Source organism: Streptomyces sp. NPDC029169, from assembly GCF_055563935.1.
Genome location: NZ_JBVHXA010000023.1, coordinates 82,690 through 97,752 on the forward strand (window position 1 = coordinate 82,690; position 15,063 = coordinate 97,752).

Below are 15,063 nucleotides of genomic sequence, written 5' to 3' on the forward strand. Positions count from 1 at the left end.
TCATGCAGCGGTACCGCCTGAGCGCGGTGTACCGCACCCCCGCCCGTCCCCGTATTTCCCCAATACGTACCTGTGGAGTGTGTCCGTGTCCGCGTCCGCGTCCGCGTCCCGAATACCCAAGATCCCCTTCTGGGCCCAGATCGTCGCCGGTCTCGTGCTCGGCGTCCTGCTCGGCTGGCTCGCCCGCAGCCAGGACGTCAGCTGGCTCAAGGAGACCCTCGGCCAGGTCGGCGACATCTTCGTCCAGCTCCTGAAGCTGGCCGTCGCCCCGCTCGTCTTCTTCGCGATCCTGGTGTCGATCACCAACCTGCGCAAGGTCAACAACGCCGCCCGGCTGGCCGCCCAGACCCTGGTCTGGTTCATGATCACCTCGCTGATCGCGGTCGCCATCGGCCTCGCGATCGGCCTGCTCACCAACCCGGGCGCCGGCACCGGCCTCACCCCGCAGGACGGCAAGCTGCCGAAGCGCGAGGGCACCTGGATCGACTTCCTGACCGGGATCATCCCGTCGGACGTCATCACGCCGTTCACCGAGCTGAACGTCCTTCAGATCGTCTTCATGGCCGCCGTCGCCGGCGTCGCCGCCCTCAAGCTCGGCGACCGCGCCAAGCCGATCCTCACCCTCTCCGAGTCGGTCCTGGAGCTGCTCCAGAAGGCCCTGTGGTGGGTCATCCGCCTCGCCCCGATCGGCACCGTCGGCCTCATCGGCTTCGCCATCGCCGACTACGGCTGGGAGCTGATCGGCAAGTACGCGACCTTCACCGCCGACGTCTACATCGGCTCGGCCCTGGTGATGTTCGGCGTCTACCCGCTGCTGCTCGCGACGGTCGCCAAGGTCAACCCGCTCCAGTTCTTCAAGGGCGCCTGGCCGGCCATCCAGCTGGCCTTCGTCTCCCGCTCCTCGGTCGGCACGATGCCGGTCACCCAGAAGGTCACCGAGCGCCTCGGCGTCCCGAAGGAGTACGCCTCCTTCGCCGTCCCGTTCGGCGCCACGACCAAGATGGACGGCTGCGCCGCGATCTACCCGGCGCTCGCCGCGATCTTCATCGCGCAGATCTTCGACGTCCAGCTGGGCATCCAGGACTACCTCCTGATCGCCTTCGTCTCGGTCGTCGGCTCCGCGGCCACGGCCGGCCTGACGGGCGCCACGGTCATGCTGACCCTGACGCTCTCCACCCTCGGCCTCCCGCTGGAGGGCGTGGGCCTGCTGATGGCGATCGACCCGATCCTGGACATGATGCGTACGGCCACGAATGTCGCCGGCCAAGCTATGGTCCCGGTCGTCGTCGCCGCCCGCGAGAAGATCCTGGACCTCGACGCGTACAACGCCGCCTCGTCCTCCCCGGTCGACGAGCGCGAGCCGGTCGCCGTCGCCGCTTAACGCTCAGGCGCGCAGCCGCCGTTGATGCCCATGCCCCCGGTCGCGGGAGCATGGGCATCACGCTGTTGCCGCGGGCCCGTCGCCCGAGCGGGCACGTAGGCTCTCCCCGGAGCAGGCGGGCGGGTGGGGAGGATGGCCGAGGTGGGTGGCGCGAAGGGCAGGCGGATGCCGCGGGCGGTGCGTGAGCGGCAGATGATGGACGCCGCCGTGCAGACCTTCGGGCAGCGGGGGTACCAGGCCGCGTCCATGGACGAGATCGCCGAGCTCGCGGGTGTGTCCAAGCCGCTGGTCTATCTGTATCTGAACTCCAAGGAAGACCTCTTCACCGCCTGCATCAGGCGGGAGGCGCAGGCCCTGCTCGGCTCGGTGGCGGCCGCGGTCGATCCGGAGCTGCCTGCGGACGAGCAGTTGTGGGCCGGGCTGCTCGCCTTCTTCACGCACACGGCCGAGCATCCCGACGGCTGGGCGGTACTGAGCCGGCAGGCGCGGACGCACGGGGAGCCGTTCGCCGGCGAGGCCAGGCGGATGCGCGACGAGATCGTGGCGTACGTGGGGACGCTGATCGGGGCCGCCGCGAAGGAGACGCACCGGGAGACCGAGCGGGATCCGGAGCTCGCCGAGCGGGATGTCGCCGGGCTCTCGCAGGCGCTCGTCGGGGCGGCGGAGTCGGTGGCCGGCTGGGCCAACGAGACGCCGGGGATGACGGCCCGGGAGGCGGCGGCGACGCTGATGAACTTCGCGTGGGCGGGGCTCGGCAACCTCATGAAGAGCGAGCGCTGGTCTCCCCGCCGCGCGGGCTGATGGCGGGCCGGCACGTACGGGGTTCTCCATATGCCGACGATATGCGCCGGCTCGTAGCATCGAGGGCATGCGTGTCTTGATCGTCGAGGACGAACCCTTTCTGGCAGAGGCCATCCGCGACGGCCTGCGCCTGGAAGCGATCGCGGCGGACATCGCAGGTGACGGCGACACCGCTCTGGAACTGCTGAGCGTCAACGCCTACGACATCGCCGTCCTCGACCGCGACGTCCCCGGGCCTTCCGGTGACGAGATCGCCCGGCGCATCGTCGCCTCCGGCAGCGGTATGCCGATCCTCATGCTCACGGCCGCCGACCGTCTCGACGACAAGGCCTCCGGGTTCGGGCTCGGCGCCGACGACTACCTCACCAAGCCGTTCGAGCTTCGGGAGCTCGCCATGCGGCTCAGGGCGCTCGACCGCAGGCGCGCCCACAGCAGACCTCCCGTACGGGAGATGGCAGGCCTGCGGCTCGACCCGTTCCGCAGGGAGATCCACCGTGACGGACGCCACGTCGCGCTCACCAGGAAGCAGTTCGCCGTGCTCGAGGTCCTCGTCGCCGCCGAAGGCGGTGTCGTCAGCGCCGAAGAGCTGCTGGAGCGGGCGTGGGACGAGAACGCCGACCCGTTCACCAACGCCGTACGCATCACGGTCTCGGCGCTGCGCAAGCGTCTCGGCGAGCCCTGGATCATCGCCACCGTGCCGGGCGTGGGCTACCGCATCGACACGCAACCACAGGCCGGACGCGACGGCGGCGAGCGTGGATAGGGCGCCTGGGGTGAGCGTTCGCCTCAAACTCACCCTCAGCTACACCGGATTCCTCATGCTCGCCGGTGTCCTGCTGCTCGCGGCGGTGTGGGTGTTCCTCCTGCGTTACGTCCCCGAGCGTGCGCTCATCGTCCCCAACGGCACCCCCATGCACGGTGTTTTCCCCGTCCGGTCCAACCTCCTGCGCGTCTTCGCTCCGAGGGCGGCCGCGGTGTTCGCGTTCCTGCTGGTGTTCGGCCTCGTGGGCGGGTGGTTCCTCGCCGGACGGATGCTCGCCCCGCTGACCCGCATCACCGACGCCACCCGCCTGGCCTCGACCGGGTCACTCTCCCACCGGATCCGGTTGGAAGGCCGTAAGGACGAGTTTCGCGAACTCGCCGACGTCTTCGACGGCATGCTCGCACGGCTCGAAGCGCACGTCGCCGAACAGCGGAGATTCGCAGCCAACGCCTCTCACGAGTTGCGGACCCCGCTCGCGATCTCGAAAGCACTTCTCGACGTGGCCCGTACCGATCCGACCCGCGACCACGGCGACACCATCGACCGTCTCCACGCCGTCAACACCCGGGCGATCGACCTCACCGAAGCACTGCTTCTGCTCAGCCGCGCCGAACAGCGGTCCTTCACCCGAGAACACGTCGACCTGTCGCTCCTGGCGGAGGAAGCCACCGAAACGCTTCTCCCCCTGGCGGAGAAGCTCGGCGTCACCATCGAGACCTCGGGCGACATCGCCCCCACCATCGGTTCCCCCGCGCTCCTGCTGCAGTTGACGGCGAACCTCGTGCAGAACGCGATCGTGCACAACCTGCCCGAACAGGGCACCGTGTGGGTCAGTACCCGCGTCCGCCCCAAGACCGTGGCGCTCACGGTCGAGAACACCGGCGAGAAGCTCAGCCCCCAGCTGGTCTCGACCCTCACCGAGCCGTTCCAGCGCGGCACCGAGCGCGTCCACGCGGACCACGCGGGCGTCGGCCTCGGCCTGGCCATCGTCAACACCATCACCCAGGCACACGACGGAACACTCACCCTCACCCCGCGCTCTGCCGGCGGGATCCGCGTCACCGTGGAACTACCGTCCGAACTTACCGGTCTATAGGGTCCGTTGCATGGCGCTGCATCTTTTCGAGGTGAATCTCAAAGCCCGGGACGACTCGGCGCTCGGCCGGTTCTGGGCGGAGGCGCTCGACTGGGATGTCTCCAGCGAGGGGCCTGGCGCGACCAGCGTCATGCCCGTGGGTGTCACCTGGCCGGACCCCGCTGCCGTCCGCGTCGATGTCATCGCCGTCCCGGACCCCGAAACCGTGAAATACCGCGCGCACATCGAACTCGCCACCAGCTCAGCGGCCCATCACGCGGAGTTGGTCGCGCGCCTGAAGGAGCTCGGCGCGACGCCCGCCGACGGGGGCCCGGGCGACCTCCCGCGGACGGTCATGGCCGACCCGGAGGGCAACGTGTTCTGCGTCCTGGAACCTCGGGAGAGCTACCGGGACACCGGGCCGATCGCCGCGGTGGTCGTCGACTGCGCGGACCCGCGGGCCATGGCCCGGTTCTGGGGCGAGGCGATGAACTGGACCCTGCACGAGGTGACCGACGATCACGCGCTGCTGCGTTCCGCCAAGGCCGGCCCGTATCTGGAGTTCCTCCGCACGCCCCACCTGAAGGACATGCGGCACCGCGTCCATCTCGACCTGGCGCCCTACCCGTTCGACGGTGACGGTCAGGCGGCGGAGGTGGCCCGGCTCAAGGCCCTCGGCGCGACGCCCGCCGACGCAGGCCGGGGCGACTTCCCGTGGAAGGTTCTGACCGACCCGGAGGGCAACGAGTTCTGCGTCCTCGGCCCGGCCTGACGGCTTACCCCGCCGACACCGGGACCGGTCGGCGGCGGTCCGACGACGCTCCGGCCGGAGGGCGCCACCAGCGGCGCGACGCCAGCGCGGCAAGGCCGGCGCCGGTGGCGTTGAGCAGTACGTCGTCCACGGAGGACACCCGGTCAAGCCGCAGGACGTACTGCGCGGTCTCGACCAGGACCGAGCAGCCCGCGCCGAGCGCCAGGATCCGCGGTAGCGACGCCAGCGCCGCGAACCGCAGCGGGGCGAGGAAGCCCAGCGCCGCGAACACCAGCAGGTTGCCGACGATCTGGGACGTCTCCCCGGCAGCGAGGACCGTGTGCAGGTCCCGCAGTGGTACCAGGCTCACGACGGCGCCGGCCTCGTCGCCCGGCAGCATGATGCCCCAGACCCACGGCACCGTCCCGTAGACGATGCCGACCTCGGCCAGCGACATCCGCCACGCCGACGCCGACGCGACGCCGGCGGCCCTCCGCCGGCGTGCCAGCGCCCACGCCGCCGGCGCGGCCAGCGGCAGTGCGGCGACCGTGATGAGTGCCACGCCGTTGAACGTGCCGAAGAAGACGTGCCACTGCGGCCGGCGCAGCGGCATGGACAACATCATCAGGACCGTGTGGCCAGGGCCGAACGCGGCGATCGCCGCACCGAGGATCGCCAGACCGACGATCACGATCCTGCGCGTACGGCGGGCTGGGGCTGACGGTGATGTGCGGTGGTCCATGCCGTCAGTGAAGACGGCGGACCGTATCGCGGGCGTATGCGTTTTCCGATGCGTCCGCAAAGGAGTCAGGTCAGACGCTGAGCGGCACTTCGTGGATCTCGTCCGCCGCATGACCCGTACGGGAGTGGATGCGCTGCACCGCCTCGGCCGAGGGGCCGTGGGAGAGGCAGTAGACCGTGCCCGACTCCGGGTCCGCCCACGCCCTCTCGAAGTGCACGCCCTCGTCCTTCTCTATCGCGAGGTCGGCGGCATGCGCTTCCCTGAGCTGCTCAGCGGTGATGCCCACCATGTTGTGGTGGACGTCCATGAACGTACCCATTTCGTTCCACCTCCTCTTCTCATGGTGCGCCCGCGCCCGGGTCACGGCCAGAGCAGCTCCCGTACCCAGCCCCCGGCTTCCCTGCGGTACCGCAGCCTCACATGGCGGCGCTGCTCGTCGCCCTGGAAGAACTCGACCTCGGCCGGCTCCAGGACGTACAGCGTCCAGGTGGGGGAGTGGGCGTCCGGCTCGGCGTTCGCCCGCTCCCAGGCCGCCTCGCTCGCCCGCGTCAGCTCCTCCGCCGACCCGAGCACCTCGCTCTGCCGGCCCACCAGCGCGGAGGCCAGCGCCCCCGTCGTGCGCGCGTGCAGATCCTCGTACGCCTCCTCCGCCGTCCCGGTCGTGACCCGGCCCCGTACCCGAACCTGCCTTCCCTGAACCGGCCAGTAGAAGCCGAGCGCGGCCTCGGGATGGGCGGCGAGCTGGCGGCCCTTGGCGCTGGTGGCGTGCGAGGCGAAGTGCCAGCCGCGCTCGTCGGCGTCGTGCAGCATGACCGTACGGACGTCGGGCCGGCCGTTCTCGTCCACGGTCGCCAGGGACATCGTGTGGGGCTCGGCCTGCCCCGCCTGGGCCGCCGCCACGAACCAGTCGTGGAACAACGGCAGCGGGGCGGTGGGGGCCGTCTCGGGGGCGAAGGTCGGCAGGTCGGTGTCCCAGACCCGCAGGGCGCGCAGGGTGCTCTCGAAGTCGCTCATGCGGACACCGTAGGCCCGGTCCCCGCGGGTGGACGGTAGCGTCGCCGTTCGCCATGCCGCCCTTCGGCAGCTGAGGAATCCGGCACTGGACACGCAGAACGGCACCACGAAGTTGACCGCGATGCGCACGGCAGTCGCCGCGTCCGCCTCGCCGGACGCGATGACCGAACCCTGGTTGACCGAGGACAGCAGCGTGCCGACCAGCAGGGCGATCGGTACGCACCGGGTCAGCGAGGCGCGGGAGAAGACGGTCGCCAGCACACGTGGTCGTTCAGGAGGAGGAGGCATCAGCACCCTGCTCCTCTATGTGCGCGAGTATGTGCGCGAGCGTGTCGATCGATGATCGATGATCCGCCCGCTAGCGTCCGATCGGCGCCCCTTCGGCTGCTTCGCTCGAGAAGGCGAAGTCCGACACCTCGCCGTACGACGGCTCGAAGGTCAGACCGAACGCGTTCGAACTCCCGGTCGTACGGCCCAGGGTGAACTCCGGTGAGAATCCGAACATCGCGTTCTTCATCGTGGTGGGATTCCCGTCGGGCCCGCGGAGGGGTTCGAAGGTGAGCTCGGTCTTTCCGGCGACGCTGACCTGGGGGGTCTCCCCGTCCGTCAGCGAGATGCTCGCCCGCTCCATGCCCATGTTCTCGCCGTAGAACTGGGCGAGTTCGCCGAACGCGCCGCCTTCACGGCCGGACAGGATGCGGTCCAGGGCGTCGGCCTGGGCGTCGCTGGCGCTGTCGTCGACGACGAAGGCGACCTTCCAGCCACCCGATGTCAGGTTGGAGGGGAAATGGTTGTAGAGGGCGAAGTCCACCCCGGACAGGTCCACATCGTCCAACCGGCCCTCGGTCACGTGGAAGACGACACATCCGAGGCATTCCTCGCGCCCCTGGGGATCGCGCGGCTTCGCGTCGACGGCGCACCCGCAGACCATCGCGCATGAGCAACCACCAACGTAGTTGCCCGAGATACTCCATGTCATGACTGCTCCCGACTGCTCGACAGCTCGAGATAGTCGCACCGTCAAGCAATTCGGCTGCTCAGACGGTGCCGACCCCGTCTTCTTCAAGGCTAGGCGGGTGCGCGAGGGGTGTACAAGGCGGACAATGAGAGGGGGATTGCGCCACCGATCGTGGGGCGTTTCGCGAGGAGGCAGTGACATGTCGGCGCCGACAGAGACTGTTCCGAAGTGGCACGTGTCCGGGGACTGGTTCGACACCTGTAGGTGCAATGTGCCGTGTCCGTGCACGTTCGCGCAGCTGCCGACATTCGGCGAATGCGACGGAATCCTGGTCTGGCACGTCAAGGAGGGACGCTACGGTGACGTCTCCCTGGACGGCCTCAACGTACTGATGCTCGGTTCCTTCGTCGGGAACGTGTGGGCCGAGCACTCCGATGCGTACGCGGCGGTCTTCTTCGACGAGCGGGCCGACGACGAGCAGCGGACGGCACTACAGATGATCTTCAGTGGTCAGGCCGGCAGCTGGCCCGCCGAAATGATCAGCATGTTCGGCGCCGAGATGCGGGGCATGGACTTCGCCCGTATCGAGGTGGACATCGACGACGACCTCGGCAGCTGGCGCGCCTCGATCCCGGGCCTTGTCGAGTCGGGCGCCGAGGCGCTCACCGGGCCCACGACGCCGGAGGGTGCGCGGGTCCAGTCGACCAACCTGCCGGGTTCGGAGACCGGGCCGGGCCAGACCGTGACCTGGGGCCGGGCGACGGCCGACCGTGCCGACGCGTTCGGCTTCCAATGGGACCGCGTGGGCCAGTCCAGCAAGCACATCCCCTTCGACTGGACAGGACCGGACGAGTAGTACCCGTACACCGGACGATTAGCACCCGTACTCCTTCACCGGGACCGCGTGGGCCGCGCGCTGGATCTCGTCGCGGATCTTCTTCGCGATCAGGTTCTTCCACGGGGTCCGGGGGAGGGTGCGCACCATGAACATGCGCAGGGCGATCTTCCATCGCGAGGAGACCGTCATCTCCTTGGCGAAGCCCGCCGCGAACTTCTGGTTCAGCTCCACGCCCGGGCGCATCACGCTCTCGTACGCCTCGAAGGCCGTCGTGTGGTCGCCGTGCGCCGCCGCCAGTTCGCCCGCCAGGACGTACGCGCCGGTGAGGGCGAGGCCCGTGCCCTGGCCGGAGGCGGGGGAGGCGCAGTGGGCGGCGTCGCCGAGGAGGACGACGCGGCCGCGCGACCAGCGGTCCATCTCGATGAGCGCGATCGCGTCGAAGTAGAAGTCCTCGGCGCCGGCCGAATCGGCGATCAGGCGTGGAATCTCCCAGTCGTCGCCCGCGAAGGCGTCGGCGAGCAGCCGCTTCTGCGCGTCCGTGTCCCGGTGGTCGTAGGCGAGCTCCTCGGGCGCGGCGAAGACGAAGCAGTTCTTCGCCGTGTGCGCCTGCTCGCCCGCCGTGCTGTAGACGGAGACCAGCTTGTTCGGGCGGGCGTGGTACGTCTCCCAGCGGGTGAGGCCCAGGTGGTTGGGGGCGGTGAAGATCGAGATGTACGCGCCCAGGTACCGCTTGAAGCGCCGCTCGTCGCCGAAGACGAGGCGCCGGGTGTTGGAGTGCATGCCGTCCGCGCCGACCACCAGGTCGAAGCGGCGGCGCGTACCGCGCTCGAAGGTGACGTCCACGCCGTCCCCGTCGTCGTGCAGGGCGGCGATGGAGTCGCCGAAGACGTACGCGACGTCGTCGCGGGTCCGCTCGTACAGGATCCGGGCGAGGTCGCCGCGCATGATCTCGTCGTCCTGCTCGACCCGGCCGCCGAAGATCTCGGCGGGCATCTGCCCGACCGTACGGCCCTGGGAGTCGACGTACGAACCGCCGTCCATGTCCGTGGAGCCGGCGCGGATCTCGTCGAGGATCCCCATCCGGCGGCAGACCTCGATCGCCGTGCCGCGGATGTCGACCTTGTAGCCGCCGGTACGCAGCTCGGGGGCGCGCTCGACGACGGTGACGGTGAAGCCGTAGCGGTGGAGCAGGAGGGCGAGGGCGGGGCCGGCGACCGAGGCGCCGGAGATGAGGACGGTCTTGTTCGCGGGCGTGTGCGTCATGGCAGGACTCCTCGTCGGGTGGGTGCGGGGGCGCGCTCGCCCTCCACACCGACGACTATACGGATGTCCTACACGCTTGTCTATGACAGATGTATAGATCGAAGGGGCCTGGCTCAGCCCCGGCCAAGGACCACCGTCCCCGACGAGCAGAACCAGCCCCCCGTCCCCGACGCCACCGCCAGCTCCGGCAGGCTCCCGTCCGCCCGGCGCACCTGGAGCCCCGGCGCCTCCCCGCGCAGCTGCCGCACCGCCTCCACCAGCAGGAACAGGCCCCGCATCCCCGGGTGGCAGGCCGAGAGCCCGCCGCCGTCCGTGTTCACCGGCAGCCGGTCCTTCTCCTGGACGAACGGGCCGCCCTCGCCCTTCGCGCAGAAGCCCAGGTCCTCCAGCGTCACCAGCGTCATGTACGTGAAGGCGTCGTAGATCTCCGCGAGGTCGATGTCCTCCGGCCGCACCCCCGCCCGCTCGAACGCGAGCCGGCCGCTGACCGCCGCCGGCGAGACCGTGAAGTCCTCCCACTCCGACATCGTGGTGTGCGAGACGTGCTCGCCCGTGCCGAGGATCCAGACGGGGGCCTTCGCCGTGTCCGGTACGTACTCCTCGGCCGCGAGCAGCACCGCGCAGCCGCCGTCGCTGCGGATGCAGCAGTGGAGCTTGGTGAACGGGTCGGCGATCATCGGGCCGTCGAGTACCTCGTCGACGGTGACCGGCTCGCGGAACATCGCCTCCGGGTTGAGTGCGGCGTTCGCCCGCGCCTGGACGGCGACCTCGGCGAGCTGCTCCAGGGTCGTCCCGTACTCGTGCATGTGGCGGCGGGCGGCCATCGCGTACTTGGCGATCAGGGTGTGCCCGTAAGGGGCCTCGAACTGCAACGGGCCGCGCGCCCCGAAGGAGAGGTTCGAGGTGCGCCGCCGGGCCTTGATGTCCGCGCGGGCGGTCGAGCCGTAGACCAGCAGGACGGCGTTGGCGTGCCCCGCGGCGATTGCGTCGGCGGCGTGCGCCGCCATGACCTCCCAGGTGGCGCCGCCGACGGCGGTCGAGTCCACCCAGCGGGGGCGCAGGCCCAGATACTCGGCGACCTCGACCGGGGCGAGGGTGCCGAGCCCCGCCGAGGCGAGACCGTCGATCACCGAGCGGTCGAGTCCGCTGTCCGCGAGGGCGCGGCGGGCGGCCTGGGCGTGCAGAGTGTAAGGAGTGGCCTCGTCGACGCGGCCGCAGTCGGAGAGGGATATGCCGACGACGGCGACGCGGCGCCGCCCGGCGCGGTCGCGGTTCCGTGAAGTGGTGGGCATGAATCTGACGGTACATCAGATAGGGAGAATCGGATGCCGAGAAGCGCGGCCGAAGACGTCGACACCTACCTCGCCGAGGTCGTGGAGCCGGACCGGCTGACGGCTCTCGTCCGGATCCGCGAGCTCTGCCGCACCGAGCTGCACGGCTTCGAGGAGGTCATGGCCTACGGCATGCCCGCGTACCGGCGGCCGGGCGGGGAGCCGGAGATCGCCTTCGCGGAACAGAAGCACTACATCTCCTTCTATCTGATGCGGCCGGACGTCCGGGAGGGCTTCGAGGGCCGGCTCGCCGACCAGGACATGGGCAAGGGGTGCCTGCGCTTCCGCCGCCCGGAGCGCGTCGACTTCACCCTCGTACGGGACCTGCTGCGGGCGACGGCGAAGGCGCCGGGGGAGGACTGCTGACCGGGCGCGCGTTCCGGCGGCCGATCCCGAGAGATCCCACCCTCCCGGCTCTGGGTTTCTGCCTCCGCCCGGCCTAACATGACGGGCCGTCAGATACGGAGGGGAGCTCCATGGACGCCGCCTTCACCGCGGAGCAGGACGAGATCCGCCGCACCCTGCGCGAACTGCTCGCCAAACGGTCCGGACCCGCCGAGGTCCGCGCCGCCGTCGCGACCCCCGAGGGGTACGACACCGACCTGTGGAACCGGATGTCCGGCACCCTCGGACTGTCCGGTCTCGCCCTTCCCGAGGCGTACGGAGGCGTGGGCTGCGGCCCCGCCGAACTCGCCCTCGCCTGCGAGGAGACCGGCCGGGCCCTCGCCCCCTCGCCGCTCCTCGCCACCGCCCTCCTCGCCGCCCCGCCGATCCTCGCCCTCGGCAGCGAGGGGCAGCGCGCCGAGCTGCTGCCGCGCATCGCCGACGGAACCCTGACCTGCGCACTCGCCGTCCCCGGGGCCGCCCTCGCCCTCGCCCTCGGTCTGACGGGCGACAACCGTTCCTGGGTCGCCGGCGGCGGACGGGCCGGCGGCGTCCAGGCGCGGGCCACGGGCGAGGGGTGGCAGCTGTACGGGGAGGTGACCCAGGTCCTCGACGGGCACAGCGCCGGCCTGCTCCTGGTCGCCGCCCACGCCGGAGGCTTCGCGCGGAGCCGGACCCTGCTCTTCCTCGTACGTGGGGACGCCGCCGGACTCGTCCGCGTACGGCAGCCCACCCTCGACGCGACCCGCTCCCAGGCATCGGTCCAACTGCGGGACGTGGACGCCGAACTGCTCGGCGAGGAGCCGGTCGACGTGCTCGGCGCGCTCGCCGCGACCGGGCGGACGGCGGCCGTGGCGCTCGCGGCCGAGGCGCTCGGCGCGGCCCAGGCCGCCCTCGACCGTACGGTGGAGTACGTCGGCTCCCGCGAACAGTTCGGCCGGCCCGTCGGCTCCTTCCAGGCGGTCAAGCACCGGGTCGCCGACCTGTACGTCCAGGTGGAGGCGGCGCGCTCGCTGACGTACGGCGCCGCCCGGGACCCCGGGTCGGGCGCGCTGGCCCTCGCCGCCGCCCTGGAGGCGCTGCGGACCGTGGCCGGCGAGACGATCCAGCTGCACGGCGGCATCGGCTTCACCTGGGAGCACGAGGCGCACCTCTACTTCAAACGGGCGACGGCCGACGAGCTGCTCTTCGGGCCCGCGCGCCGACTGCGCGAGCGGGCGGCCCAGGTGACAGGGCTCTTCGGGGAGGTGGCTGCCTGATGCCCGCCCGGGCCGGATCCGTCGGTGTGCGCCTGATGCAGAAGGTGTCGTCCACAAGGGCCTTCGCGAAGGTCGCCCCGCACGTCATCCCGGCGATGGACCGGGCCGTGCACCGGCTGACGCGCGGAAAGGTCATGCTGAGCGCCCAGATGCTGCCCGGGGTCATCCTGACGGCGAAGGGCGCCAAGTCCGGCCGGCCGCGGGTGACGCCGCTCGCGTGCATGCCGGAGCCCGGCGGGACCTGGATCCTGATCGGGTCCAACTTCGGGCGCGAGGGACATCCGGCCTGGACCGCGAACCTGCTGAAACACCCGGACGCGGAGGTGAGTTGGCGGGGCGAGACGATCCCCGTACGGGCGGAGCTGCTCGCGGGGGAGGAGCGGGAGGCCGCGTGGCGGGCCGTGCTCGGGTTCTGGCCGCCGTACGCGACGTACCAGGCGCGGGTGGAGCGGGAGATCCGGCTCTTCCGCCTGACGAGGCGGTAATACGAGGTCCCGACATGGGAACGCCGACGACGGTCTCGCAAAGAGGGACCGCCGTCGGCGCGACAGGACGGACGAAGAGTTCTGGCAGCTGGCGTTACTTCGTCGGCTTCTTGCCCGTGATGCCCAAGTGCACCAACAGCGCCAGATTCGGCTTCAGTTCGGCCTGCTTCACGCCCCAGGTCTGGAAGCCCTTCTGGTGGCCGGCCACCGAGGCCAGCATCGCCACCAGGGAGCCCGCCATCGCCGCGGGGCTGACGTCCTTGTCGACCTTCCCCTTCGACTGGAGCTCCTTCACCGCGTCCGTAAGGGAGTTGGTGACGGAGTTCAGGATCTTCATGCGGATCTTGTAGAACCGTTTGTCGCCCTCCGCGGCGCCGAGGTCCACGACCCGCAGGATCGCGTCGTGCTTGCGCCAGAAGTCCAGGAAGCCCTCGACCAGTTCCTCGGAGGTCTGCCAGCCGGCCTTGCCGACCCAGGAGCGGCCGGAGACCAGTTCGGTCAATGCGGCGCCCTCCTTGGCCATTTCCTCCGCGATCTCGAGGACGGCGCCCTCGACGTCCGGGAAGTACTGGTAGAACGTCGCGGGTGAAGTGCCCGCCTTCCGGGCCACGTCGATGACCTTGACGTCCCGGTACGGCGAGGAGCTGAGCATCTCGCTGAGGCAGTCGAGCAGCTTCTGCCGCGTCGCCTGACCGCGTCGTCCGGCCACGCGGCCGTCGACGGTGCGTACTTGTCCTGTCATGCCGTCAGCTTACCGAGGGGTGATCGGCGCGCGATTCGGCCGACTGCAAATGGGGTGCACCCCTCCGGGGGCAGCTGCCGGGGGCGGCTCCGCCACGGCTCCCGGACGGCTCCCGCAGCGGGCCCCGGACGGCTCCCGGAGGGCCGGGGGACAGTCCTGGCTCGAATAGGCTTATTAACAGCCTGTGGACAACTTCGGTGGACAACTCAAGGATCCCCGTCCCCGCGCCTCCCTATATGGCGGTATGTTCGATTATGGGGCGTGCGCAGGGACAGCCCCCGGCCTAGCGTGGAGCCATGGCGGTATTCACAGAGGGCACCCCTTGTTGGGTGGAGGCGCAGCTCCCCGACCTGGAGGCCGGGAAGCGGTTCTACCGCGCGCTCTTCGGCTGGACCTTCGACCCCGACCGCGACGAGGCCCTCAGCGACGGCAAGCGCGTCGCCGGACTCGTACCGAAGCGCGACGGCCGGATGCCCACCACGTGGACCGTCTACCTCGCCACCGAGAACGCGGGCACGCTCGCCGCCCGGATCAAGGCCGCCGGCGGGCAGATGATCATGGAGCCGTATCCCGTGGGCCCCTTCGGCGTCCTCGCGCTCGCCGCCGACCCGGGCGGCGCCGTCTTCGGACTGCGCCAGGCCGGCGACGACAACGGCTTCGAGAAGACGATGCTCCCCGGCTCCTTCTGCTGGATGGAGGTCTATACGAGGGAACGGGACGCGGTCGACACCTTCTACGCCTCCGTCTTCGGCTACCTCGGCCGCCAGGTGGAACCGGGCGAGGAGGGCAGGGAGAGCGACTTCGACTACCGCGTCTGGTCCCCGCCCGGCTCCCGCCCGGGCGACGACACCGCGTTCGGCGGCCGGGCCGTTCTCACCGACGCCTTCCCGGCCGAGATGCCGGGGCACGTCCTCATCTACTTCGCCGTCGCCGACTGCGACGCGGCCTGCGCGACGGCCGTCGCCGAAGGCGGCCGGGTCACGAACCCGCCCTTCGACACCCCGCACGGCCGCATCGCCGTCCTCCACGACAACCAGGGCGCCCGCTTCGCGATCCTCGCGGAGCCGAAGGACACACCGGCCGACGAGCCTTCCGCCGAGCCCGCCTCCGAGCCCGCCTCCGAACCCGTCGAATCGGCCGAAAAGCCCCCCGCCTCGTCCGACGATATGAGGTAAGACACCCCGATCCGCCCCCGGGTTCGCAACCGCCGCCTCGGACAGGAAGAATCAGGGCCACGGGGCCGTATTCTCATGGCCCGTACGGGGAGGTGGCAGGC

General features: G+C 70.5%; 17 protein-coding genes. 10 read left to right on the forward strand and 7 right to left on the reverse strand.

Annotated features, from left to right (window positions below; translation table 11 throughout):
- Positions 1-79 precede the first annotated feature (79 nt).
- The 5 genes from ACZ4VI_RS32335 to ACZ4VI_RS32355 all read left to right on the forward strand — a co-directional run bounded on the left by ACZ4VI_RS32335 (position 80) and on the right by ACZ4VI_RS32355 (position 4,792).
- Positions 80-1,381: a dicarboxylate/amino acid:cation symporter gene (locus ACZ4VI_RS32335; RefSeq protein WP_468005089.1), complete on the forward strand. Its 1,302-nt coding sequence runs from the start codon at positions 80-82 to the stop codon at positions 1,379-1,381.
- Between the two features lie 132 nt (positions 1,382-1,513).
- Positions 1,514-2,182, forward strand: coding sequence for a TetR/AcrR family transcriptional regulator (locus ACZ4VI_RS32340; protein WP_468005091.1), 669 nt, complete (start codon positions 1,514-1,516; stop codon positions 2,180-2,182).
- A gap of 67 nt (positions 2,183-2,249) precedes the next feature.
- Positions 2,250-2,945, forward strand: a complete 696-nt coding sequence (locus ACZ4VI_RS32345; protein WP_468005093.1) for a response regulator transcription factor — start codon at positions 2,250-2,252, stop codon at positions 2,943-2,945.
- A complete protein-coding gene (locus ACZ4VI_RS32350; protein ID WP_468005095.1) occupies positions 2,938-4,041 on the forward strand; it encodes a sensor histidine kinase in 1,104 nt (367 codons plus the stop codon). Before ACZ4VI_RS32345 ends, ACZ4VI_RS32350 begins: the two co-directional genes overlap by 8 nt.
- Before the next feature lie 10 nt (positions 4,042-4,051).
- Complete coding sequence (locus ACZ4VI_RS32355; RefSeq protein ID WP_468005097.1) at positions 4,052-4,792, forward strand: VOC family protein; 741 nt, start codon at positions 4,052-4,054, stop codon at positions 4,790-4,792.
- A 4-nt stretch (positions 4,793-4,796) separates the two neighbouring features.
- On the opposite strand, the gene ACZ4VI_RS32360 is transcribed toward ACZ4VI_RS32355, so the two are convergent.
- From ACZ4VI_RS32360 to ACZ4VI_RS32375, 4 genes are all read right to left on the reverse strand, one after another.
- Positions 4,797-5,513, reverse strand: coding sequence for a VanZ family protein (locus ACZ4VI_RS32360; protein WP_468005099.1), 717 nt, complete (start codon positions 5,511-5,513; stop codon positions 4,797-4,799).
- A gap of 70 nt (positions 5,514-5,583) precedes the next feature.
- On the reverse strand, positions 5,584-5,832 hold the full coding sequence (locus ACZ4VI_RS32365) for an SCO4226 family nickel-binding protein (protein ID WP_468005101.1): 249 nt from the start codon (positions 5,830-5,832) through the stop codon (positions 5,584-5,586).
- 41 nt (positions 5,833-5,873) lie between these two features.
- A complete protein-coding gene (locus ACZ4VI_RS32370; protein WP_468005162.1) occupies positions 5,874-6,527 on the reverse strand; it encodes a pyridoxine/pyridoxamine 5'-phosphate oxidase in 654 nt (217 codons plus the stop codon).
- 358 nt (positions 6,528-6,885) lie between these two features.
- On the reverse strand, positions 6,886-7,506 hold the full coding sequence (locus ACZ4VI_RS32375; RefSeq protein WP_468005103.1) for a DUF1326 domain-containing protein: 621 nt from the start codon (positions 7,504-7,506) through the stop codon (positions 6,886-6,888).
- A gap of 178 nt (positions 7,507-7,684) precedes the next feature.
- Between ACZ4VI_RS32375 and ACZ4VI_RS32380 the strand changes: the two genes are divergently transcribed.
- Positions 7,685-8,341, forward strand: coding sequence for a DUF1326 domain-containing protein (locus tag ACZ4VI_RS32380; protein ID WP_468005105.1), 657 nt, complete (start codon positions 7,685-7,687; stop codon positions 8,339-8,341).
- An 18-nt stretch (positions 8,342-8,359) separates the two neighbouring features.
- Here ACZ4VI_RS32380 and ACZ4VI_RS32385 read toward each other — a convergent pair whose 3' ends face one another.
- Both ACZ4VI_RS32385 and ACZ4VI_RS32390 read right to left on the reverse strand, forming a co-directional pair.
- Entirely contained in the window at positions 8,360-9,586 is a 1,227-nt protein-coding gene (locus ACZ4VI_RS32385) for an FAD-dependent monooxygenase (protein ID WP_468005107.1), read from the reverse strand.
- Positions 9,587-9,699: 113 nt separating this feature from the next.
- Positions 9,700-10,878, reverse strand: coding sequence for a thiolase C-terminal domain-containing protein (locus ACZ4VI_RS32390; protein ID WP_468005108.1), 1,179 nt, complete (start codon positions 10,876-10,878; stop codon positions 9,700-9,702).
- Between the two features lie 33 nt (positions 10,879-10,911).
- Between ACZ4VI_RS32390 and ACZ4VI_RS32395 the strand changes: the two genes are divergently transcribed.
- The 3 genes from ACZ4VI_RS32395 to ACZ4VI_RS32405 all read left to right on the forward strand — a co-directional run bounded on the left by ACZ4VI_RS32395 (position 10,912) and on the right by ACZ4VI_RS32405 (position 13,045).
- On the forward strand, positions 10,912-11,283 hold the full coding sequence (locus tag ACZ4VI_RS32395) for an iron chaperone (protein WP_468005110.1): 372 nt from the start codon (positions 10,912-10,914) through the stop codon (positions 11,281-11,283).
- Between the two features lie 110 nt (positions 11,284-11,393).
- Positions 11,394-12,560 (forward strand): acyl-CoA dehydrogenase family protein, encoded by a 1,167-nt coding sequence (locus ACZ4VI_RS32400; RefSeq protein WP_468005112.1) that lies wholly within the window; start codon positions 11,394-11,396, stop codon positions 12,558-12,560.
- Positions 12,560-13,045 carry a nitroreductase family deazaflavin-dependent oxidoreductase gene (locus tag ACZ4VI_RS32405; RefSeq protein WP_468005113.1) on the forward strand — a complete coding sequence of 162 codons (486 nt, stop codon included), beginning with the start codon at positions 12,560-12,562 and terminating at the stop codon, positions 13,043-13,045. Before ACZ4VI_RS32400 ends, ACZ4VI_RS32405 begins: the two co-directional genes overlap by 1 nt.
- Positions 13,046-13,139: 94 nt before the next feature.
- Here the strand turns inward: ACZ4VI_RS32405 and ACZ4VI_RS32410 are convergent, their stop codons facing one another.
- Complete coding sequence (locus ACZ4VI_RS32410; RefSeq protein WP_468005115.1) at positions 13,140-13,787, reverse strand: TetR family transcriptional regulator; 648 nt, start codon at positions 13,785-13,787, stop codon at positions 13,140-13,142.
- 296 nt (positions 13,788-14,083) lie between these two features.
- Between ACZ4VI_RS32410 and ACZ4VI_RS32415 the strand changes: the two genes are divergently transcribed.
- Positions 14,084-14,962, forward strand: coding sequence for a VOC family protein (locus tag ACZ4VI_RS32415; RefSeq protein ID WP_468005117.1), 879 nt, complete (start codon positions 14,084-14,086; stop codon positions 14,960-14,962).
- Positions 14,963-15,063: the final 101 nt, after the last annotated feature.

Excerpts from the sequence above, each read along its gene's own strand:
- ACZ4VI_RS32380 (WP_468005105.1), top strand. The coding sequence starts at position 7,685 with ATGTCGGCGCCGACAGAGACTGTTCCGAAGTGGCACGTGTCCGGGGAC.
- ACZ4VI_RS32390 (WP_468005108.1), bottom strand. The coding sequence starts at position 10,878 with ATGCCCACCACTTCACGGAACCGCGACCGCGCCGGGCGGCGCCGCGTC.
- ACZ4VI_RS32405 (WP_468005113.1), top strand. The coding sequence starts at position 12,560 with ATGCCCGCCCGGGCCGGATCCGTCGGTGTGCGCCTGATGCAGAAGGTG.
- ACZ4VI_RS32340 (WP_468005091.1), top strand. The coding sequence starts at position 1,514 with ATGGCCGAGGTGGGTGGCGCGAAGGGCAGGCGGATGCCGCGGGCGGTG.
- ACZ4VI_RS32355 (WP_468005097.1), top strand. The coding sequence starts at position 4,052 with ATGGCGCTGCATCTTTTCGAGGTGAATCTCAAAGCCCGGGACGACTCG.
- ACZ4VI_RS32395 (WP_468005110.1), top strand. The coding sequence starts at position 10,912 with ATGCCGAGAAGCGCGGCCGAAGACGTCGACACCTACCTCGCCGAGGTC.
- ACZ4VI_RS32365 (WP_468005101.1), bottom strand. The coding sequence starts at position 5,832 with ATGGGTACGTTCATGGACGTCCACCACAACATGGTGGGCATCACCGCT.
- ACZ4VI_RS32410 (WP_468005115.1), bottom strand. The coding sequence starts at position 13,787 with ATGACAGGACAAGTACGCACCGTCGACGGCCGCGTGGCCGGACGACGC.
- ACZ4VI_RS32360 (WP_468005099.1), bottom strand. The coding sequence starts at position 5,513 with ATGGACCACCGCACATCACCGTCAGCCCCAGCCCGCCGTACGCGCAGG.
- ACZ4VI_RS32415 (WP_468005117.1), top strand. The coding sequence starts at position 14,084 with ATGGCGGTATTCACAGAGGGCACCCCTTGTTGGGTGGAGGCGCAGCTC.
- ACZ4VI_RS32400 (WP_468005112.1), top strand. The coding sequence starts at position 11,394 with ATGGACGCCGCCTTCACCGCGGAGCAGGACGAGATCCGCCGCACCCTG.
- ACZ4VI_RS32375 (WP_468005103.1), bottom strand. The coding sequence starts at position 7,506 with ATGACATGGAGTATCTCGGGCAACTACGTTGGTGGTTGCTCATGCGCG.
- ACZ4VI_RS32370 (WP_468005162.1), bottom strand. The coding sequence starts at position 6,527 with ATGAGCGACTTCGAGAGCACCCTGCGCGCCCTGCGGGTCTGGGACACC.
- ACZ4VI_RS32385 (WP_468005107.1), bottom strand. The coding sequence starts at position 9,586 with ATGACGCACACGCCCGCGAACAAGACCGTCCTCATCTCCGGCGCCTCG.
- ACZ4VI_RS32345 (WP_468005093.1), top strand. The coding sequence starts at position 2,250 with ATGCGTGTCTTGATCGTCGAGGACGAACCCTTTCTGGCAGAGGCCATC.